The 22,231-nt window shown below is 40.7% G+C and carries 18 protein-coding genes; 11 read left to right on the top strand and 7 right to left on the bottom strand.

Annotated elements, in window-relative coordinates; translation table 11 throughout:
• Window positions 1–155 precede the first annotated feature (155 nt).
• The 3 genes from PHEP_RS11805 to PHEP_RS11795 all read left to right on the top strand — a co-directional run bounded on the left by PHEP_RS11805 (window position 156) and on the right by PHEP_RS11795 (window position 5,218).
• A complete protein-coding gene (locus tag PHEP_RS11805) occupies window positions 156–2,021 on the top strand; it encodes a transketolase (RefSeq protein ID WP_015808197.1) in 1,866 nt (621 codons plus the stop codon).
• A 118-nt stretch (window positions 2,022–2,139) separates the two neighbouring features.
• Entirely contained in the window at window positions 2,140–3,456 is a 1,317-nt protein-coding gene (locus PHEP_RS11800) for an alkaline phosphatase family protein (RefSeq protein WP_015808196.1), read from the top strand.
• Window positions 3,440–5,218: a cytochrome-c peroxidase gene (locus tag PHEP_RS11795; RefSeq protein ID WP_015808195.1), complete on the top strand. Its 1,779-nt coding sequence runs from the start codon at window positions 3,440–3,442 to the stop codon at window positions 5,216–5,218. The genes PHEP_RS11800 and PHEP_RS11795 overlap by 17 nt, the downstream gene beginning before the upstream one ends.
• A gap of 7 nt (window positions 5,219–5,225) precedes the next feature.
• On the opposite strand, the gene PHEP_RS11790 is transcribed toward PHEP_RS11795, so the two are convergent.
• Window positions 5,226–6,800 carry a Na+/H+ antiporter gene (locus PHEP_RS11790; protein WP_015808194.1) on the bottom strand — a complete coding sequence of 525 codons (1,575 nt, stop codon included), beginning with the start codon at window positions 6,798–6,800 and terminating at the stop codon, window positions 5,226–5,228.
• Window positions 6,801–6,994: 194 nt separating this feature from the next.
• On the opposite strand from PHEP_RS11790, the gene PHEP_RS11785 reads away from it, so the two are divergent.
• A complete protein-coding gene (locus tag PHEP_RS11785) occupies window positions 6,995–8,155 on the top strand; it encodes a hypothetical protein (RefSeq protein WP_015808193.1) in 1,161 nt (386 codons plus the stop codon).
• 16 nt (window positions 8,156–8,171) lie between these two features.
• Here the strand turns inward: PHEP_RS11785 and PHEP_RS11780 are convergent, their stop codons facing one another.
• The 3 genes from PHEP_RS11780 to PHEP_RS11770 form a co-directional block, all read right to left on the bottom strand.
• Window positions 8,172–8,618, bottom strand: coding sequence for an SRPBCC family protein (locus tag PHEP_RS11780; RefSeq protein ID WP_015808192.1), 447 nt, complete (start codon window positions 8,616–8,618; stop codon window positions 8,172–8,174).
• 97 nt (window positions 8,619–8,715) lie between these two features.
• The gene (locus tag PHEP_RS11775) at window positions 8,716–9,954 is read right to left on the bottom strand and encodes a FecR family protein (protein WP_015808191.1); all 1,239 of its coding nucleotides are present in this window, start codon (window positions 9,952–9,954) and stop codon (window positions 8,716–8,718) included.
• Between the two features lie 285 nt (window positions 9,955–10,239).
• Window positions 10,240–10,980: an NUMOD1 domain-containing DNA-binding protein gene (locus PHEP_RS11770; protein ID WP_162141654.1), complete on the bottom strand. Its 741-nt coding sequence runs from the start codon at window positions 10,978–10,980 to the stop codon at window positions 10,240–10,242.
• Window positions 10,981–11,327: 347 nt separating this feature from the next.
• On the opposite strand from PHEP_RS11770, the gene PHEP_RS11765 reads away from it, so the two are divergent.
• Together PHEP_RS11765 and PHEP_RS11760 are read left to right on the top strand one after the other, a co-directional pair.
• On the top strand, window positions 11,328–11,543 hold the full coding sequence (locus PHEP_RS11765) for a hypothetical protein (RefSeq protein ID WP_015808189.1): 216 nt from the start codon (window positions 11,328–11,330) through the stop codon (window positions 11,541–11,543).
• Window positions 11,544–11,596: 53 nt separating this feature from the next.
• Window positions 11,597–14,353 carry a TonB-dependent receptor plug domain-containing protein gene (locus tag PHEP_RS11760; RefSeq protein ID WP_015808188.1) on the top strand — a complete coding sequence of 919 codons (2,757 nt, stop codon included), beginning with the start codon at window positions 11,597–11,599 and terminating at the stop codon, window positions 14,351–14,353.
• Between the two features lie 3 nt (window positions 14,354–14,356).
• Here PHEP_RS11760 and PHEP_RS11755 read toward each other — a convergent pair whose 3' ends face one another.
• The 3 genes from PHEP_RS11755 to PHEP_RS11745 form a co-directional block, all read right to left on the bottom strand.
• Window positions 14,357–15,070, bottom strand: coding sequence for a murein L,D-transpeptidase catalytic domain family protein (locus PHEP_RS11755; RefSeq protein WP_015808187.1), 714 nt, complete (start codon window positions 15,068–15,070; stop codon window positions 14,357–14,359).
• A gap of 143 nt (window positions 15,071–15,213) precedes the next feature.
• Entirely contained in the window at window positions 15,214–15,555 is a 342-nt protein-coding gene (locus PHEP_RS11750) for a hypothetical protein (RefSeq protein WP_015808186.1), read from the bottom strand.
• A gap of 293 nt (window positions 15,556–15,848) precedes the next feature.
• Window positions 15,849–16,892, bottom strand: coding sequence for a hypothetical protein (locus PHEP_RS11745; RefSeq protein WP_015808185.1), 1,044 nt, complete (start codon window positions 16,890–16,892; stop codon window positions 15,849–15,851).
• Between the two features lie 165 nt (window positions 16,893–17,057).
• Here PHEP_RS11745 and PHEP_RS11740 point away from each other — a divergent pair, with 165 nt between their 5' ends.
• The 5 genes from PHEP_RS11740 (at window position 17,058) to PHEP_RS11720 (ending at window position 22,198) form a co-directional block, all read left to right on the top strand.
• The gene (locus PHEP_RS11740; protein ID WP_015808184.1) at window positions 17,058–18,062 is read left to right on the top strand and encodes an LLM class flavin-dependent oxidoreductase; all 1,005 of its coding nucleotides are present in this window, start codon (window positions 17,058–17,060) and stop codon (window positions 18,060–18,062) included.
• A 94-nt stretch (window positions 18,063–18,156) separates the two neighbouring features.
• Entirely contained in the window at window positions 18,157–18,564 is a 408-nt protein-coding gene (locus PHEP_RS11735; RefSeq protein ID WP_015808183.1) for a VOC family protein, read from the top strand.
• Window positions 18,565–18,629: 65 nt separating this feature from the next.
• Window positions 18,630–19,190: a phosphatase PAP2 family protein gene (locus tag PHEP_RS22440; protein WP_143715737.1), complete on the top strand. Its 561-nt coding sequence runs from the start codon at window positions 18,630–18,632 to the stop codon at window positions 19,188–19,190.
• A 139-nt stretch (window positions 19,191–19,329) separates the two neighbouring features.
• The gene (locus PHEP_RS11725) at window positions 19,330–20,673 is read left to right on the top strand and encodes a deoxyguanosinetriphosphate triphosphohydrolase (RefSeq protein ID WP_015808181.1); all 1,344 of its coding nucleotides are present in this window, start codon (window positions 19,330–19,332) and stop codon (window positions 20,671–20,673) included.
• A gap of 70 nt (window positions 20,674–20,743) precedes the next feature.
• On the top strand, window positions 20,744–22,198 hold the full coding sequence (locus PHEP_RS11720) for an aminoacyl-histidine dipeptidase (RefSeq protein WP_015808180.1): 1,455 nt from the start codon (window positions 20,744–20,746) through the stop codon (window positions 22,196–22,198).
• The last annotated feature ends 33 nt before the right edge of the window (window positions 22,199–22,231 follow it).

The following is a 22,231-nucleotide window of genomic DNA, read 5'->3' as shown; positions in this document are numbered from 1 at the left end:
TTTAAGTGAGAATTGTAAGCGCCGGATAAATTTAATTTTCTTGAACCATTCTGTATCCGGATTGTTTCTAACCTATCTGGTTAAGCTCCTGAATTAACATGTTAAAAAAATGAAAGCAGAAATTAGAAACATTTCTGTAAAATTTAAAGTAATGTATGATGGAGAATTATGAAAATTTGCAAAAGAAAGCCAATCTTATCCGTAAATGGTGCTTGAAATCTACCACAGCAGCCGGATCGGGACATCCCACATCCTGTTTGTCTGCCGCTGACATGATGGCGGTACTTTTTGACCGGTATTTCAGATACGACCTCAACAACCCCCTTAATTTGTATAATGACCGGTTGGTATTCTCTAAGGGGCATGCCGCACCATTGCTATATACCCTATTTGGGATGGCAGGTGCGTACCCCTTGGAAGAACTGCTTACACTGAGGAAGTTTAATAGCCGCTTTGAAGGGCATCCTACACCAAAGTTCGTTTATGCTGAAGCTGCTACCGGATCGTTAGGTCAGGGGCTTTCCGTTGCTGCAGGACTTGCTCTGCTGGCTAAAAGGGAATCGCTTCCCTGCAAGAATTATGTCCTTTTAGGAGATGGTGAACTGGCAGAAGGACAGGTTTGGGAGGCTGCTAACTTTGCTGCTTATCACCAGCTGGATAACCTTGTTGCTATTGCTGATATCAATAGATTGGCGCAGAGTGGGGAGACCATGTTTGGATGGGACACTGATAAATATGAGCAGCGTTTTCGGGCATTTGGTTTTGAAACGATGGTGATCAATGGGCATGACCTTAAAGAAGTCCAAATTGCCTTTGAACAAGCATTTTACCATCAGGGTGGTAAGCCCCTGGCGATTGTTGCCCATACCATAAAAGGGAAAGGTGTTTCTTTTCTGGAAGATAAAGAAGGATGGCATGGGAAAGCACTGACGGAGGAAGAACTGCAAAGCGCCTTGAAGGAACTGGGTGAACCAGATGATCAGCTAAAACTAGATTTGAGGCATCCGGATTCAATAAGCTTACCAAAACAGGAAGTAGTAGCTCCGAAACACGGACTTTCCTTTGAAAAAGGGAATGAATATGCTACAAGAGAAGTTTTTGGTGAGGCGATAACCGAATCGGGACACCAGAATAAAGACATTTATGTTCTGGATGCAGATGTAAAAAATTCTACCTTTTCTGAAGATTTTTTACGGGCTTTTCCAGAACGTTTTGTAGAATGCTTCATAGCCGAGCAAAACATGGTTTCGGTTGCAGCAGGCTTGTCTCGGCTTGGCAAAATACCCGTTGTGGCTACTTTCGGTGCCTTTTTGACCAGGGCTGCTGACCAGATTCGCATGGCCAGGGTATCGGAGGCCAATATAAAATTTGTAGGTTCTCATGTGGGGGTGTCTATTGGTGCGGATGGCCCTTCGCAAATGGCACTTGAGGATATAGCTTTATTTGGAGCTTTACCCGACACGGTTATTTTTCAACCGGCAGATGCAGTTTCGACAGTAAAATTGACTGTCCAGATGACCGGTCATACAGGTTTTTTTTACATGCGGACACTGCGTTCCAAAACGCCGGTATTGTATGATAATGCTGAAACCTTTAAAATTGGCGGATCAAAACTGTTAAGGCATTCTGAAGATGATCAGCTTACTATTGCCGCTACCGGTATTACTGTTTTTGAAGCGCTTAAAGCCGCAGATCAGTTAAAGGAAGAAGGAATTCTTGTGCGGGTACTGGATTGCTATTGCATTAATCCTATTGATCAGGATACTTTGATTAAATGTGTCCGTGAGACCAAAAATGCAATTTTAATTACTGTTGAGGACCATTTTGTCCATGGTGGTATGGGGGACTTTGCAACTGCTGCGCTGGCAATGACCGGCAAACCCATCCAGGTGAAAAAACTGGCGGTGAATGAAATTTCAGCGTCGGGGAAAATGGAGGAGCTGCTGGAACTGGCCGGTATCAATGCTGCTGCTATTGTTAACCAGGTCCATACTTTAATTTCTACTACGGTATTACATTGAGAAGGCTTTGTGGCCGGTAATACTTGTCCTTAACAGATAAGGGCCAGTTGCGATGTGGTGAACAGGATAACAGTTTTTGTAAAATATTAGTATGTTTGAGTATGAAAGTATATAGTTTATGAGAATAGCTCTAAAAAGAACATACATTTTATTAGCCGCTTTGGGTATGACTGCTGCGCCGGCATTTGCGCAATTAAATAAAGTGCAGCATGTTGTGGTGATCTATATGGAGAACCACAGCTTTGATAACTTGTATGGACAGTTTCCCGGTGCAGAAGGTCTGGAACAGGCCAGTCAAGAAAATATTACACAGCTTAATGCTGAAGGGCAACCTTATCATACCTTGCCACCGATCCCGCGCAGTAGTGCTTTTCCGACGAACCTGCCCAATACCTATTTCAATATTGACCAATATGTGGCTGCTGACCAGGTTACTCCCGATGTGACACATCGTTTTTATCAGGAGCAATTACAGATTAATGGCGGCAAAATGAATAAGTATGCACTTTATAACTTTACCAAAGGTTTTGCTATGGGGTATTATCGTACCAGGGATTTACCATTGTACGATCTTGCCAGAAAATATACAGTTTGCGATCATTTCTTCCATAGTGTTTTTGGAGGATCTTTTCTAAATCATCAGTGGCTGGTTGCTGCTGCATCACCTACATTTCCTAATGCGCCTGCCAGTATTGTAGCACAGGTAGATGCAGAGGGTAAACTGATTAAAGATGGTACAGTAACGCCTGATGGTTATGCGGTGAACACGGTCAATTCGATTAATCTATATCCGAAAAACGGAAACCCGGCTTTTCTGGTACCTGCACAGACCGGACCCAATATAGGTGACCGGTTATCAGACAAGGGTATTTCCTGGGCCTGGTACTCAGGTGGCTGGAACAATATTATGGCAGGAAAACCTGCTCCTTCTTTTACATATCATCATCAGCCCTTTGCTTATTTTACACGTTATGCTGAAGGGACGGTGGGTAGAAAGAAACACCTGAAGGATGAGACTGAGTTTTTAGAAGCCGCCAAAAAAGGTACTTTGCCGGCGGTTTCCTTCGTTAAGCCTATTGGCCTGGAAAACGAGCATCCGGGCGAATCTACTGTAACGGGCGGGGAAAGCCATGCTGTAGAACTGATTAATGCGGTACTGAACGGCCCTAACGGTAAGGATGCGGTAGTTATTCTGACTTATGACGAGAACGGTGGTTTTTGGGATCATGTTGCTCCACCGCTAATCGACAAATGGGGACCTGGTACACGCATACCCGCCCTGATCTTATCGCCTTTTGCAAAAAAGGGTTATGTGGACCATACGGTTTATGAAACTGTAAGTATTCTGGCTTTTATTGAAAAAAGGTGGGGACTGAAACCACTGAATGAACGTGATAAAAATGCAGATCCGTTGAGCCATGCGTTCAATTTCTAAAATTGTTATCCTTGGTTTTTCAGCAACTGTAGTTGTAACGCTACTATCCCTTCGGCAACCGGACGGGCCAGCAGTACAGGTTAAACAACAATTAATTCGTCAGGCAGACAGTTTATTGCTTGCTGTCAACTTGTTGCGGTCAGTAAAAATGGATGTTGCACAAAGCCAATTGTTACAGCAGCGTTTCCGCGAGGTAAGGCTTGCCTATAAACAGCTAGAATGGGCCACGGAATACTTTGATCCGCTAACGGCCCGGCAAGTGAACGGCCCGCCGGTACCAGAAACCGAACTGAATGGACTGGTAATACAGCCCGATGGATTACAACTTATTGAACAGTATCTTTTTCCGGGATTTGTATCTGATAAACAACAAGAATTTAGTGGCTTACTGGGGCGTTTGGCAATCAATGCAACGGAGTTCCGTGAGTTTTTTAGGAGAGCAGACCTGCAGGACTGGCAGATCCATGATGCGGTAAAGCAGGAGGTTTTTCGAATAGAGATACTTGGACTTAATGACTTTGATGACCCGCTATCCAAAAGGTGTTTTGCCGAATCGGCGGCAGCACTGCAAAGTCTGAAGGGTGTTATTGCTCACTATAAGGCTGTGCCTGAATTTGATCCGGCTATCGGTTATCTTCAGCATCCCGAAACATTTGACCGCTTTGATCGAGCCGCCTTTATCATCCGTTACGCCAACCCGCTCACCAGGTCGCTCAAGTTATTAAAGGATCAATTAAAATTGCCGGATGTTCGCTACAACCGCTTGCTTAATCAGGATGCCGCAACACTATTTGAAGCAGATGCCTTTAACCGTAATGCTTATACTGCCGAACCGGGGGATTCTGTTACCGCAGAAAAGACTGTTTTAGGCAAAAAGCTATTCTTCGATCCGGTACTTTCTGGCAGTGGCAAGCGCAGCTGTGCTTCCTGCCATCAGCCTAACCTTGATTTTACGGATGGCCTGATCAAAAACCTTGATATTACCGGCAAAAGGATGATTATGCGCAATACCCCGACACTGATCAATGCGGCTTTACAACCTGCACAATTTTATGACCTGCGGGTTCCTTCGCTGGAAGACCAGGCCAGGGATGTGTTAAATAACCCAGACGAAATGCATGGTGACATGCAGGTAGCAATTGGTAAGCTCTGGGCCGATACGAACTACCGAAAGCTGTTCAGTAGTGCTTATCCCCGACAGGGGCGTATGGCGATTGATACCTTTGAGGTAATGAATGCCCTGGCGGGATACGTGCGTAGCCTGACTGCACTGAACAGTCGTTTTGACGCTTATATGCAGGGCGATGAGCGTGCCATGAAAGAGACAGCGTTGGCTGGTTTTAACCTGTTTATGGGCAAAGCCCGCTGTGGAACCTGCCATTTTCTGCCGCTGTTTAACGGTACGCTGCCACCACGTTATATGCAAATGGAAGCGGAAGTGATTGGGGTGCCCCAAAAAATAGATCGTAAATATATCGATCCGGATTTGGGCCTCTACCGCATTCAATCCGGAGATTTTAATCGCCATGCCTTTAAAATTACCACGGTTCGCAATACCACCCGTACTGCACCATATATGCACAATGGTGTATTTCGGACACTTGAAGAAGTGATCGATTTTTATGATAAGGGTGGTGGTAGGGGTGCGGGCATTGAAATTGCCAACCAGACACTGGATGAGACACCGCTGCACCTGAACGAAGAAGAGAAAACCGAAATAATCGATTTTATCAAGAGCCTGGATAGCATTAGCACTTTATAGCATCAAGCTAGAATGTATTTAGTTTTTCCTCTTCCATATCCAGATATTTCAAATGCTTACGGATAATTTCTTCGTCCAATGTCTTTTCATCCTTATTTTTCTGAATCAGCCATTGCCTTTGTTGGGCCAGAATGTCAAGATAAATCTGTTTACACTCTTCCGCCATCAGATCATTATCCGTTATCGTTTTATTGTTTTCCCATTTAAGGGCCAGTTGCTGCAATACGGGCTGACGACTTAATTGTTCACTATAGTTGTTTTTTAAATGTGATAGGGCATGTTCGGCCAGTTGCTTTCTGATGGCATAGTGCGCTTCCTCTTCAGATATGCTCCTGTCAGGATCGGGAATTTGTATCTTTCTGATCAGATAGGGTAACGTTAAGCCTTGAATCAATAAGGTCAGAAGTATCACAACAAATGTTATAAAAAGGATAAGGTTCCTTTGAGGAAAGGCAGTGCCATCTGACAGCTGCACCGGAATAGATAATGCAGCCGCTAGGGATACCACACCGCGCATACCAGTCCAGCCAAGTACAAAAGGAACTTTAAAGCCTGGGCTTCTGGTGTCGGCAACAGTAATAAAGTTACGTGCAATAAGGGTAACGATTACCGCTCCATAAGCAGACAATATTCTCCCTATAATCAGTACAACTGTAATCAGCACCCCGTAACCAATGGCCGATGAAATGCTTACACCTTCCAGTCCTGCCGTAATTTCGGGCAGGTCTAAGCCGATAAGCATAAACACCAGTCCATTCAATACAAAACAAAGGCTTTCCCAGACATTTACACCACGCAATCTTGAGGTGCTGCTCAGAAAATGATGCCTCTTGTTCGATAAGAATAATCCGCCACTTACCACGGCAAGTACACCCGAACTGTGTATTTCCTCGGCAGCAAGATACATAATATAGGGAGTTACAATAGTTAATACAATATCCATATTGGCATCTGTCGGCAAATATTTATGAACTTTCATGAAAACCAAACCAATTATTAAACCAATGCCAATCCCGCCAATCAGCATCCAGGTAAAGTTTAGGGCTGCTTCATACCAGATAAACTGACCAGTTGCCACTGCTATCAATGCGAAACGGAAAATAATAAGTGAGGAGGCATCATTCAGTAAACTTTCACCTTCTAATATAGATGACATTCTTTTGGGGACTTTTACAAACTTTAATATGGCACCGGCACTTACCGCATCGGGTGGCGAAACGATACCGCCCAATAAAAAGCCCAGTACCAATGAAAAGCCAGGAATAAAATGATTGGCAACAAACGCTACTGACATGGCAGTAAGAAACACAACTACAAAGGCAAAACTGGTAATGATGCGACGCCAGCGCCATAATTCTTTCCAGGATACCGCCCAGGATGCTTCATATAACAAAGGGGGCAAGAAGATAAAGAAAATAAGCTCCGGGTCTATGTGCATTTTAGGTACTTCAGGAATAAAGCTAATGAGTAGCCCTGCTATTACAAGGAGTACCGGATACGCAACTTTAATTTTGTTTGCCAGCATAATCAGCAATACAATGGCAACAACTAAACTCAGATAAAAAGGAAAGTTTTCTAACATGTTTAAGTACGGGTTTATACAGTGTTAAATTTAGATGCGTCTTATAAAATAAGAAAAAGAAAGGATTTTAGTTCTTTTTGTAACAAAATGAAATATATTGATTAATAATTAAAGTAAATAGGTGGTCGGTTTACCAAATATTATTACATTTACTTCCTGTAAAACTGAAACCTCAATGCTTAAATTTTAATTACATGAAGATAAAAAAAATATTTTTACTGCCTGTCTTTTTTATATTACTAACGCTGAGTGTCCAATCTCAAAATGTAAATATGCTGGAAAGTCTGCCAGATTCGGTTTACTCTGGAAAACAGGGTAAATTACATGTCCAGGGTGTTGCTTTAGATCAGGCGAATAGATGTATTTATTTTTCTTTTACAGACCGGTTGATTAAGATGGATCTTTCAGGTAAATTGATAGGAAGTGTAACTGGTTTTGTAGGACATCTTGGTGATTTGGATTTTAATACTGAAGACGGGAAGATATATGGTTCGCTGGAATATAAAAATGATGCAATTGGTAAAGGAATCAGAAAATCATTAGGGGTACAAAACAACAATGAAAATGGTTTTTACATTGCCATATTTGATGGTTCCCGTATTGTACGTCCCAATATGGATGCAGAAAAAGAAGATTTGCTGCGTACCATTTATATAAAGGAGGCGGTAAAGGATTATGAAGCTGAAGTAAAGACCGGCAATGGTACAAAGCCACATCGGTTCGCTTGTTCGGGAATTGATGGTGTTGCTTTTGCACCGGCCATAGGCAGCCCCAACTCTGATAAAAAATATTTATATGTTGCTTACGGTGTTTATGGTGATACTGACAGAGATGATAATGATCATCAGGTTTTATTAAAGTATGATATTGCCAACTGGAATAAATTAGCGCAGCCATTATTACAGGACAAATTGCATCATTCCGGACCGGCAAGGCCTTCGGAAAAATACTTTATAAAAACCGGTAGCACCAATTACGGCATTCAAAATTTAGCTTACGATACTTTTACAGGAAACTTTTTTGCTGCGGTATACCGTGGCACTAAAGCCCAGTTTCCTAATTACGATCTGTTTGTGATTGATGCACACAAAATGCCTGTTAAAGCGCAGATTTCATCAGGTGGTCAGCATATCAAAGTCAAAACCCTTTCTTTACTTCAGGCAGGGCCGAAAGATGAAAATACTGGTATCAGAGGCTGGCATTTTAAGTGGGGTGCTACCGGCTTGTGCCCTATAGGTGATGGACTGTTTTATGTTTCACACAATAAAAAGTACAAAGACGGAATGCAGGAAAGCACCATCTATAAGTATAAATGGGTGGGAGATGCTCAAAACTCATTTATCAGGGTAAAATAAAATCTCCGTTCTGCTTTTAGTTCCAGTTGTCTATTTTGACATCATTAGGATCAGGGGTTCCTTTTCCCGTTTCAATAAGCGATTTCAGGCTCATTAGAAAGATAGCCCATTTAGTGCTGCAGTGATGCATAAACTCTACGGGTTCTTTCCATCCGATGTGTTTGAAAAGTAGGATAATATAATCGCCATCCTGCTTAAGGTCCCAGCTGATCGTGGTACCTATCCATTCTTCAGGCCCTTCTACTACTTCCCACAATACGTTAGTTGATGGGGTAAGACCGATAACTTTTATATCGAAACCTCCTGCTCCAAAGCGGAATTCAATTACGTTACCTGTTTGGTTCCCTTCTCCGTGTGTATTGTTTGTCCACCAGCCGGCAAGACCTTTCCGGGTGGTTAATGCCTGGTAAACTTCGTCTATTGACGACGATTTAATTCCGATTCTGTGCAATATATCTGCCATAATAAATTTCTCCTTTTTTTATGTAAAGGTAATACCTGTAAATTTGAAATTCAGGTTGTGAAATAGACATTATAGCAGGTCGATTTAGACTAAGGGCTTATTGTTTTATTACTGTAACCTGTCTGCCATGTACCTTAAAGTGCATATTTGAAGCCAATGTAAGTGCAGCAAGCAGCTCATCCAATTGATCAGAACGTTGTAGTGAACCACCCAAAAGCACAATGTTGGGTTTTTGCTGATAGATGATGTCTACATCATACCAACTGGCAACTACATTCATAATGGCTTCCAATGGCATATTTCTGAAAGTAAAATCCTTTTTTGTCCAGGCAATGGTACCTTCTGCATCAATAGCGCTGACAGTTAATTGCTGAGCCGTTAAAGTGGCTTGCTGGTCAGGTTTCAGGACCACTGCCTGGGACTGCAGCAATCTTTTGGACTGGTTGTTAACAGATGCCATCATGGGGTCTGTCATAGCAGGATCGGCACTAACTGGCTGGTTATCAGTTAAAGGTGTAATGCGGACAGTGCCTTCCACCAAAGTTGTTTTTATACTTGTTTTTGGATAAGCACGTACATTAAAATGCGTGCCCAGAACCTCTATTTCCTGATTATCACTTAACACAATGAATGGTATTCTGTGATTTGGTTTTGTCCAAACCTTTGCAACTTCAAAATATGCTTCACCACTTAAACGGACAATGCGTTTGGCACTTCCGGTAAAAGTTGAAGGAAAGCTAAGTTTGCTGGAAGCATTGAGCCAAACCCGGGTTCCGTCGGGAAGAGTTATCTGGTAAATGCCTTTTCTGGCAGTGCTGATACTCAGGTTAGTAGTTCTGTTGTCATTGCGCGAGAAAACAACAGTCCCGTCATTATAGCTCAACTTTGAGTGATCAACAACAATTCCTTCTTTATAGGGATCAAGCGGCAGATGCATGCCGTTTGATAAAGCTAAGATAATGTTTTTAGCATCCGTACCCGATTTATCATTATGGTTGCCAGACCTGAAATCAACCGGGTCAGAAAACAACCAGGTAAAACCAAACAGTACAAACATCAAAACTACAGCTGTGCCTAGCCTGGCAACCCATTTCGAGATTCTGGCTTTTTTTTGTGCCATTTGATGTTGCGCTATTTGCATCCCTTTGATAGCAGACAAAGTAGTTCTTAGATCAAATTGAAGTTTGATCTCATGATGGCCAACAAAGAACATCAGTTCAGCATAGGTAATTTTACCTATGGGTACTTCCTGATCATATACAGGAAAGCAATCTGTATTGTTGTCATGTAATAGGCTGAGTGCCTCTGCAACTAATTGATGAGCGTATAATTTCAAAATGTTCCTGTTTTAATATGAATAATTTAAATCATTTTTTCAGTTTCATTTTCAAAAGTATATAATTTATAACTTATAACCATAACATTAGCAGTCAATTGTAATTGTCATTACAGGAACAGACCTGACCTTGACCTGCTCAAAATCAGTAAATGTTTGCATTTTAAGGTAATTGTGCCGATATAAATATGCTGCTATACTGCTTCTTATTTATTTTGTTCATTTTTAATCTGGTGATAGATGTCTTGCCTGAATGAACGAAAACCACTGTCTGATGTGGGGTATTTACTGTTTGTTTTTTCTTTTTTTCTTCATGTGTTCTTCCAGTAAGGAACCTGGATAATGTGGGTCTTTACGGAGTTCATTGATGTTTATCCGAAGCTGTTCGCCCTTACGCCATAAAAAGCCTCCTGCTGTGAGGTAAAGATTATTCAATACATTGTGAATCTGTGCATTGTCTATATTTGTGGCTTTGGATGCTGTATAGCAATTTTTGTGAGAGCCCAGCCATCTGCCATCCAGATCGTATTGTGAAACCCGCTCTCTTCTGGATGTGATTTTTGGATCTACGGGTACTTTCTTTTTAAGTGTATTACTCCATATAAAGCCTCCATAGGTTAGTCCGCGGCCTTTAATTACGTCACGGATGCCATTTTTATGAACACCTACAGCTTTTGCAGCTTCTATGGTATTGGCAAAGGTACGGATCAGGTTACCCTGTAAATCATACTGTCCAACTGTCTGCTGGTTTTTAGCAAGGGGAGAGGAACGGTACCATCTTTCCTGTAAAAGGGATTTCATATCTATTTCGGGCGCATTTCCCCGTCTCCATAAATAGCCACAGGCTGTTAACAGTTTGCTGCTTTTTCTGGCTGCACTGGAAAGAAATACCTGGTGTGTACCCATTGCTGCTGCTGCAACTTTTGCATTGGCGTAGGTTTCCAGTAATTGCCCCGATAAAGAATAACGGCTGATTTGGTGACTGCCTTTTTCTTTTTGAGCGTTATTTTTTTGTAGTTGAGGCATTTGCTCCGAATAATTTATATCTGGCATCTTAATAGGCAAATATATTTGATTTTTACAATTGATATATCATCAATTGATGTAAAAATATAACGTTTTAGTGTATTTTTTCTGTTAATTAATATATAAAGATATTAATTATTTGTTTAAAAAATACTTTTAAGTAATATAAAATGATATTTTAACTGAAGTATTGCATTATATACTATAACTGAAAATATGGTTAATTATTGTATGGCTGTACAAACTGATCGTCAGGGGATTTGATAATAATTAGCTATCCTTATAGGATTTTTGATATCTTTGAAGTGTATTTTTATATCCACAACTATATTTTAATAGCGATCTCAATGTCAAATTTAAAATCCCATACCGAACCGATAGAAATAAAGTCAATTTCAGATCTTGAACAAGGTGATAAAATCATAAATCTTGGAAAAGTACTCGAAATTGAAGAAAGTGCCGAATTTTATGCCATTATCATACTGAGAATGAACCAAAAGCAGGTATTCAAATTTGAAAAAAATACCAGCTTATATCTAAGTAAGGAAGTTGAACCAGGTTAATGGTTCAACTTCTTAACAGTTTTATCGAATAGTACATAAGCTTAAAGACGTTTATGAAGTATTTAATAATTAATGTATTTTTTTTATTTCTTACGTGGAGTGTCTTAGCCCAGGTCTCGTCGAAACCCGGTATCAAGAGTGTAATCTCTACTATTCAAAAATTCAATGAAAGGCGCTCAGTTGAAAAACTATATCTGCAGACAGATAAATCGGCATATGCTTCCGGAGATACATTATGGTTTAAAGTATATTTATTTGATGATACCTATTACGCAGCTCCTAAAAGTGGGCTGATGTATGTTGAAATTGCTAACGACAGCAACAGGCTGATGAAACGGATAATGCTGCCCGTATTTGCTGGAATTTCATTTGGCCAGATAGCACTTGATCCCGAAGAGCTCCCCCAGGGAAATTATGTAATTAGAGCATATACCAATTGGATGCGCAATTTTGGCGAAGATTATATTTTTAAGCAGCAATTTTATATTGGCAGTAGCGCCGGTACAGAATGGCTGGTAAACTATAATGCCCAGCTAAATAAAGTTGCAGGTAAAGACAATGAAGTACTTGATTTAAAGTTTAGCAGACTGGATAATGTGCGTGTAGCATTAAAAGATGTCCAGATTATGGCAACTGATGGAAAAAGATCACGGGCCAAAGCAAAAATGCAAACGGATATTGACGGGATGCTGAAAGTAAACCTTGATATACCGGGAAAATTAAATGCAAAAGGGATGTCCTTACGTGTTCAGGACCTAAGTAAAAACGGAGAAAATAATCAGTTCATTATACCTGTTACCATTAACCGGCCAGAACATATCGACCTGCAGTTTATGCCTGAGGGTGGCGACCTGATAGCTGATTTAGCTTCACGTGTAGCTTTTAAGGCTATAAATGAGGATGGTTTAGGAGTGAATGTATCGGGTAAGGTTTACGATAGCCATGGATTGGAAGTAGCTGCTTTTAATGCTGCACATAAAGGCATGGGGGTATTTTATCTGAGTGCCCTGGCAGGCGAGCAATATACCGCAAAAATAGAGGGAACATCAAGATCTTATCCATTACCTGCAGTAAAAGCCAGTGGTACAATTTTAAGTATTAACAATAGATTGGAGCGGGATTCCTGTGAAGTGCTGATTAATGCTACACCTGATATAGCCTTGGCCGGGAACAGCTATATCTTAATTGGCCAGGCGAGGGGAACGGTATGTTTTGCCGCCCTGATCAATTTAAATAAGAACGGCTCCCGGATAAGGATTAGTAAAAAGGCATTTCCAACCGGGATAGTACGTATAACATTGGCTGGAACCGATAAAAAGGTGCTTAACGAGCGGGTAATGTATATTGATCATACTGATGCGCTGAAAATTGAGTTGAGCCCAGATAAATCATTTTATAAGCAAAGAGATAGTGTTTCCATACGCGTCAAGGTAACAGATGCCAATGGAATGCCTGTTCAGGGAAATTTTTCTATGACAGTTACTGATGATAACCAGGTTAAAACTGATAGTATTGCAAGGGGTTCTATCGTTACCAGGATGTTGCTGACTGCTGATTTGAAGGGGCTTGTAGAAGATCCGGGATATTATTTACATGCTGCTGCAGATCTTAAAAAGTGGCAGGATCTGGATCTGCTACTGTTGACACAAGGCTGGGTTGGCTATAGCTGGAATGAAATGTTTGATCCGGTAAAGACTTATGTTTATGCTGCTGAACCAGAATTTGAAATAAAAGGTAAGGTGACAAATCTATTTAACAAACCGGTAGCCAATTCGGGCATTAATCTCTTCTCAAAAAGACCAATGTTAGTGATGGATACTGTAACCAATGAATCGGGGCTTTTCAGATTCAAGGGTATTTTTCCTTCTGATACCGCGGTATTTTTTATTCAGGCCAGAAACAAAAGAGGCAAAAGTTTTAATGTTGGAATAGAGGTAGAGGAATTTATACCTCCTGTTTTTAGCAGTATTGGCCAGCGGATGATACCCTGGTATGTAAATATGGATACCGGAAGGTTTTTGGCCGTAAAAAAGCAATTCCTGTTAAATAAAGAAGTAGATCGGATTACCGGCCGGAATATATTGAAAGAGGTAGCCATCACTGCAAAAAAAACAATTAAAGATTCTAAAAATCTGAACGGGCCAGGCGGGGCTGATGTGATCGTCAGTCAGCAGGAGCTGGAAAAATCAGGCAAAATGACACTGGGAGATTTACTGGAAAAAAGAGTAGTTGGATTTGGCAACAGAACCAATAAAACAGGGATGCGTTTTTATGTCATTAAAGGCATGCTGGCCCATCTTATTATAGATGGTGTGGATGTAGACTTTGCCAAACCGGAAGGTATTGATCCCTATGAATATTTTAAGCAATATTTTGATTATTACGATGCCGAAGAAATTAAAGGGATAGAGGTTATGATGAGCGGCAAATACCAGACGCGCTATAGCAGCAGGTTCATTGATAACCCCATGGCCAATCCATTTGAGCATGCCTTTATTGAAGTAACCACGCGCGGGGGGGCGGGGCCGTTTTTAAAGAAAAGCACAGGCACTTATTTATACAAGCCAATGGCTTTTTCACTTCCAAAAAAATTCTATATGCCTAAATACAAAACTGCTGGACTTGTTGATATGACAGATATTCGTTCAACCATTTATTGGGAGCCATATATTGTAACGGATAAAAATGGAACGGCAACAGTAACATTTTACACTGCCGATAACCCTGGCAGTTATTCGCTGATCATGGAAGGGGCTGATATGAAGGGGGGGCTAGGGGCCAAAACCAGTGTGATCAGGGTTGAAAAATAAAGTTTATTTACTGGCCAGTACTGTACCTGGATCTTCATCCAGATATATTGATGTATAGTTTTGATCACTTGTGTGAATGAACAGAACAGTTTTGTCTTCAATTGCATGAACAATAGTGGCCGAGAGTTCTTGTGGTACTGCAGGGCATCCCTGACTGCGCCCCAGCCTTCCTAAAGCATTGATGGTTTCCTGGCTTACATAATCTGCTCCATGAACAACAATGGCTCTTTTACGGGCATTTGTATTAAACCCCTGATCCACGCCATCCAGTTTTAGGGAAAGCCCGTGTTTTCCATAATAACTTTCTCCTGTAATGAAAAAACCTATGCTGCTTTTCAGAGACTCATTGTTATTTGAAAAGTAGAGGGCTTTGTCTGTGCCGCTACGTTCTCCATGGGCTACCCATGTATTTAGAATCAGTTCTTTTTTCTCCAGATCTATGATCCATAAACGCTTCTTTGTGCTGTTCAGGTCAAAATCAGCAATACTTAAAATTGATTTTGTTGCAGATAATCTGCCGGTGTTTTTTAAATTGTAGAACCCTGTAACTGCTTTTTCAAATACAGAAAGGGAAAGTCCGCTTTCTGCAAGCCCGGCTGTGTCATACAGCTCGTTTATACCTGGCGAAGCAACTTCGTCCTCAGGTTTCCAACTCATCAGGGCAAGTGCAAACAATATAATAACCAATCCCTTTCCTCGTAAAATCCTTCTCTTCATAGTTATGCTGTTGTTTTCAGCTGTTAATTCAATTGAATTATTTCTTTTTTTTAGTTCAATTATACAAAAAGCTCACAAATGTATCTAAATGTATTTTCTAAAAGTACTCATATTTAAGGTATTACGCAAATATGACTAAATGATTATCTACCTTCCTCAAGCATACTGATGATTCTTTCTTTATCTTTCACCTGGTCTTTTAATGTGGTGATCAGATCTTTACATGTTTTCAGGTTTGCTTTCAAATCTCCATACTCCGGTTTGGGTTCTGCTACCAGATGTTCATTGCCGGCATCGGTGTGAAAGAAGAAAGCGGGAGAGACCTCTAACAAATTTGCCATCATGATAATGTCCTTATATTTTATGGATTCATTGATTAGTCCCAGTCTCAAACCATCAAATGTTTTACCAATGCCATGCGCAAGCCAGCTTAGTGATCTGTTCTTTTCTTTTAAAATTTTATCAACAGTTGCTTTTAAAGACATAACTTTTTTTTAGTGCAAAGTAAGGATATTGTGGTAAAAATTATACATAGGTTTCTATTTTTTTTGATATATGCACATAAAAAAAATGATATAAAGATCAGGTAATTTTATTTTTTAGCAGAATATATTCTGTTATGATACACTGTTAAAAAGTATTGCTATGAGAAATCTTTGATTATCAGTATTTTTTTTTAATTTTACAGCGAGAGCGTTAATTTGCGGGGGCAAAGTCTATTCAGACCTGTCTCCGCTTTTTTATGGGCTTATCTGCATCAATGATTTAGCAGGAATAATTATAATTTGACCTGTCTGATGATGTTTTTTATGTTCAGCTCAATGATATCTGTCATGGTTTTACATTCAAGATATTGCCGGTCTGAAAAATATTCAGCTATTCCTGATTTTAACATTTCTATATTTTCTGCAGTGGTGAGGATTTCTGTATTCGAAACATCGCGCAAATCTGTTAAGCGGTGACGTTCACTTCGCACCCGGTGTAATATGGATGATTTTTCTTCCTGCTGATATTGAAGGTAAGTTTTATCGGTTAATTGTTCCATCCCCATTTTTACGTAAGGAAAGTTTTCCTTAAAAAACTGCGGAAGGTATACTTTTATATTTCCCTCATAAAATTGCTGATCAAAATCGATAGCCCTGATCCTGAACTGGATATCATCAAAATCGGGTGTAATCTGCATCACAAAATTATAAGCCCTCATGTCGCCAAGCAGCATGACCAGGCAGCGCTCGTTAAATTTGACAAATTCTTTAGCTATCCGGGTTGGGTTGTATTCTGGGTTATGTAAATAATTTTTAGCAAAAACATCACCTGGAATTCCGGCAATGTGCTCTTCAACCAGTGTTTCTCTGTCTACCAGGTAATTGACCTGATTCGGAGATAAAATCTCTTCCATCTCCAGGCCATAAATTCTTGAGGCATCGGCTTTTTTGATATAGAAGTAATCGTAAACGTCATTTAACCTATTTACAATCCTTATTCTGAAAGGATGCGTATTTCCGAAGGTACAATATTCAATTTTGTCTATATATTTATGTTGTACAATGCGCAGGTTACCAGAGGCCTTTAAGTTGGCATAAATGATTTTTAAGCCATTATGGAGTTCTTCGATCTTATCGGCGGCATAAATCGGGCCTTCCCACAGTGAATCTTTGCCGTACTTGTCCATGATAGGATAAGACTCAGTAAACATCAACAGATCGTTATAAGTAATTGGAAGTTTCGATTCCCGCTGATAGGTTTTAAGGTATTTTTGTAAAGCGGGCGATACCGGGAAAATAGGCTTTTTGCGGGATATTCTTACATCACTCTGTTCCATCAATTGGCAATTTATGGTCAATTTAGTGTTTTTCTGTAAAATAGTGCTGTAAATTATTTCTTGCGTAATGTGAATTTCATAAGCATGTAGATTTAAAGTCATATCACTGAACCGCTGTGGAATTTAAGCATTGCAGACTGTAGTTTTGTTTTTTTGATCAATCTTATGAAGAAACTACTCAATACCATCCCTTTTTCTGTACTCGATCTTGCGACTGTTGTAGAAGGTAAAACACCTGCCGACACATTTAAAAATAGCCTTGACCTTGCGCGGCACGTTGAAGCGTGGGGTTACAACCGTTACTGGCTTGCCGAACACCACAACATGATCAGTGTTGCAAGTTCGGCTACTTCAGTGGTTATCGGGCATATTGCAGCCGGAACCAGTACAATAAGGGTAGGCTCTGGTGGCATTATGTTACCAAATCATTCTCCTTTGGTTATTGCGGAGCAGTTTGGGACCCTGGAATCTTTATTTCCGGGCAGAATTGATTTAGGCCTGGGCCGTGCCCCCGGAACGGATCAGCTCACTGCGATGGCTATAAGAGGTGAGCGTTTTAATGCTGCGAACAGTTTTCCGCAGGATGTGTTGAAATTACAAGCCTATTTTTCGGCCGAAAATAATAAAAATAGCGTAAGGGCCATTCCGGGTGAAGGACTTGATATTCCTATCTGGATATTGGGATCCAGTACCGATAGTGCACATCTGGCCGCTGCCCTGGGATTGCCTTATGCATTTGCCAGCCATTTTGCTCCAGCCCAGTTTATAACTGCAATTAATATATACAGACAAAATTTTAAGCCATCAGCACAGCTTAAAGAACCCTACGTACTGGCCTGTGTAAATGTAGTTGCAGCAGATAGCGATGCTGAAGCTAACAGGCTTGTTACTTCTCTTTATCAATTGTTTATGGGTATAGTTACCGGCAAAAGAAGATTGCTCCAGCCCCCTGTAGATAATATGGACGATGTATGGGATGTATACGAGGAAGAACAGGCAAACCAGATGCTGGCCTGTACCTTTGTAGGGAGTAAGGAGACGGTTAAGCAGGATTTGCAACAGTTTTTGGACCAGACGGGCGTTAATGAGATTATGGCTACGTCTCATATTTTTGAGCATAGCGCCAGATTACGTTCTTATGAGCTGCTTGCCCAGGTGTTTAAAGATTAATCATAAGGAATATTATTTTTTCTGGTAAATTAGTTCCATGAAGATATTTTCAATTTTATCGTTGTTAACGCTACTTACATCATTTCAACAAACCATGGCACAAACAGAAAAGAAACAGCAGATAGCGGTGTTAAATCACATTGCCGTTTATGTGGCAGATTTGCAGAAAGCTACTGATTTTTATCAAAGTGTTTTCCATCTTGAACAGATCCCCGAACCTTTTAAGGACGGCAAGCATACCTGGTTTACATTGGGAGCTGCAGGACATTTACATCTGATTCAGGGTGCGAAAAGTTATGTAGAACATGAGAAAAATGACCACCTGTGCTTTAGTGTAGCCTCTGTTGATGCTTTTACATCACATCTTACCGCTAAAAATATACCATTTGAAAACTGGGCCGGGAAAGCTGGTACCATTACAAATAGGGTAGATGGTGTAAAACAAATTTATTTTAAAGATCCCGACGGACATTGGCTGGAAGTAAATGATGCCAAACAATAGCCAGCTAATTTTTTGACTTTATGAAAGGGCATTGTTATTTTTATTTGGTTATACTGCAATTTGCTATGGCAGTAATATGGCCGCTGCAGTTAAAAGCCCAGCACAAGCTGCAACAGCTTGACGACCAGATCCTGATTAATTTATCGAATAACAGGACGCCCGAAAAGACAGACTTCTTTCTGTTTTTATCAAACCATAACGATTGGGTAAATGTTGGCGTTCCGGTTGGCTTACTTGCAGGTGGCATCATAGCGGACGATAAAAGAATGCGGCAAAATGCATTATACGTAGCAAGCAGTTCGGCCGTAAATGTGCTGGTTACTATGCTGGTCAAGAAAATAGTAAAGCGTCCAAGACCATTTTTAGCCAATGTTAAGATTAAAGCTGTTTACCAGCCCTCTCATTACTCATTTCCATCTGGTCATACTTCAACTGCATTCACTACCGCCACAGCACTTTCTCAGGCTTACCCTAAATGGTATGTGATTGTTCCTTCTTATCTATGGGCTGGTTCCGTTGGTTATTCCCGTTTATATTTAGGCGTTCATTATCCTACAGATGTGGCCGCCGGTGCTTTGCTGGGTACGGGAGCTGCCTTTTCCCTGCGCACATTACGGGCTGATTAATTTTTAACCTGTTTTTAGCCAGCCAATGGGCTAAGCTTGTAAGGTAGGTTAAATCTTCGAACAATCTCCGTTTAACGATAAATACTTACATTCGCAGCTGTTTTATACAATAAATTCAATTGGAATTAAGGAAGTATTTATGGTTTGGGAAAAATTATTATCGGCTAAACGCTGGGGAAATGAAGATAGATTTATGGGTAACCAAAAGGAATCCAGGTCTGAATTCCAGCGCGATTACGACAGGATCATCTTTTCTTCTCCGTTCAGGAGGTTGCAGAATAAAACCCAGGTATTTCCTTTACCAGGCAGTGTATTTGTGCACAACAGATTAACCCACAGCCTGGAAGTAGCCAGTGTTGGCAGGTCGATGGGTACAATATTTTACAATAAGATAAAGGATCTGGATCCTGGAATAGACGATTCCTGTCCGCTACTCTGCGAAATAGGAAACATCATTGCTTCTGCCTGCCTGGCCCACGACCTTGGCAATCCTGCTTTTGGCCACTCGGGAGAAGCGGCAATTTCAAGTTATTTTACCAGTGGAGCAGGACAGATTTATCAGTCGCAGGTTACAGCAGCACAATGGGAAGATCTGATCCATTTTGAAGGAAATGCCAATGCTTTGCGTATTTTAACCCACCCGTTTACCGGTAAGGGTACCGGGGGCTTTGCACTTACTTATGCTACCCTGGCCGCCATAGCAAAATATCCCTGTGCCTCATTGGCGGGGCACAATAAAAAAAACATCTATACCAAAAAATATGGCTTTTTCCAGTCTGAAGAAAGCGGCTTTGAGAAAATTGCCCTGGAAATGGGCCTCATCAAAGCGCAGGAATCTCCTTTGGTCTATAAAAGACATCCGCTGGTATACCTGGTAGAGGCAGCGGATGACATCTGTTATAATATCATTGACCTGGAAGACGCACATCGGCTCAAAATCCTTTCCTATAAAGAAGTAGAGGCCTTGTTGCTGCCACTTTGCAGGGATGAAAGGATGGAGGGGCGCCTTGCTGAAATAGATGATGATGATGCAAAAATCACTTTAATGCGGGCCAAGTCTATCAGTACCCTGATCGGTCTGTGTTCGGCAGTGTTTTTTAAAGAACAGCAGCGCATCCTGGAAGGTAACTTTAACCAAAGTTTGATGGACGCTATTGAAGAACCATTTTTATCGGTGATGAAAGAAATCGAAAATATTTCTGTTAAAAAGATTTACAATTATTCATCTGTAGTACAAATTGAGGTAGCGGGCTATCAGGTTATGGGTGGTTTGCTGGAAGAGTTTATTCCGGCTTACCTGCAGGATGAATCCAAATATCACAAAAAACTTGTAGCATTAATTCCGAGACAATTTTTAACCGAAAAAACGGACACTTATTCAAAAATACAGAGCATACTGGATTTTGTATCTGGAATGACAGACATTTATGCAGTTGAATTGTTTAGAAAAATCAAGGGAATATCATTTCCTTCGATGAGCTAAGAAGAATTGGGAAGGATTAAAACTTAAATTGATTTAACTTTCTAGCTTTGTTACAAATAGTAAATGAGTAATGAAAGTTGAAAATTTAGAACCAAAGGCACTATGGAACAATTTTGTTGCTTTAAATGCCATACCCCGTGCTTCAAAAAAAGAAACCCAGGTGATAAAATTTATGCTTGCTTTTGGCAAACAGCTCGGACTGGAAACCATTAAAGACCATGTTGGAAATGTTGTGATCAAAAAGCCGGCAACTGAGGGCATGAAGGATAAACAAACTGTCATCCTGCAGTCGCACCTGGATATGGTCCATCAAAAAAATAGCGATACAGATTTTGATTTCGATAGGGAAGGCATTAAGATGTATGTTGATGGAGATTGGGTAAAAGCCAGAGGCACCACCCTTGGGGCTGATAATGGAATTGGTGTAGCTACAATTATGGCTATACTGGCGGCTTCCGACCTGGTGCACCCTACCATTGAAGCCTTGTTTACCATAGATGAAGAAACAGGTATGACCGGTGCAAAGGAACTTGACCCGTCTAATTTATCTGGAAAAATATTGTTAAACCTCGATACTGAAGAAGACACAGAATTAACCATTGGTTGTGCTGGCGGCATAGATACAACAACTACATATCATTATCATACCCATCCTGTTGCCAAAAACAGCACTGCGTTCCAGATATCAATTAAAGGCCTGATTGGCGGGCATTCCGGAATGGACATTCATAAGGGACGTGCCAATGCCAATAAGCTGATGAACCGTCTGCTATATAATGGAAATAAAGTTTTAGACCTGCAGCTGGCCAGCGTTGAAGGTGGAAGCCTGAGAAATGCGATCCCACGTGAGTCTGTTGCGGTAGTTGCAGTTTCGGGAAATCAGAAAAAGGCATTTCTTTCCTTTATAGCAGATTTTACGGAGGTCATTAAAGCCGAATACCATGCAATAGAACCTTTTATGAAAATTACTGCAGAAGAAACAGTACTGCCTGCAGAGGTTTTGGAAAAGGAAGAATACATGGAGATCATCAATACACTATATGCAGTGCCAAATGGCGTGTTCAGGATGAGCCCTGAAATTCCGGGACTTGTTGAAGCGTCATCAAATCTGGCAAAAGTGATCATTAAAGACGGGGAATTTATTACCTTATCGTTACAGCGGAGCAGTGTAGAAAGCACAAAGGAAGATGTTGCTATTGCAGTGGGGGCAGCTTTTGAGAATATGGGTTGTAAAGTTAACAGCAGTGGCGATTATCCTGGGTGGAAGCCCAATGCTGCTTCAGAAATACTGTCGCTGATGCGGAGTTTGTATAAGGTTAATTTTAAGACTGAACCCAATGTAAATGCCTGTCATGCCGGTTTGGAATGTGGTATTTTAGGCGCCCATTTATCAGAAATGGACATGATTTCTTTTGGTCCCAATATCCATGGCGCACATTCGCCAGACGAACGCGTTCAGATTTCTTCGGTGAACAAGTTCTGGAACTATCTTTTGAAAGTACTGGAAGAAATACCTGCTCGTTAAATAGTAATTAATTTCATTTCTTTGTAGTATCTA

This window comes from Pedobacter heparinus DSM 2366, from assembly GCF_000023825.1.
Classification (GTDB): Bacteria; Bacteroidota; Bacteroidia; order Sphingobacteriales; family Sphingobacteriaceae; genus Pedobacter; species Pedobacter heparinus.
The sequence above is the reverse complement of the archived record's forward strand: the minus strand, read 5'-3'. Positions and strand labels throughout refer to the sequence as shown.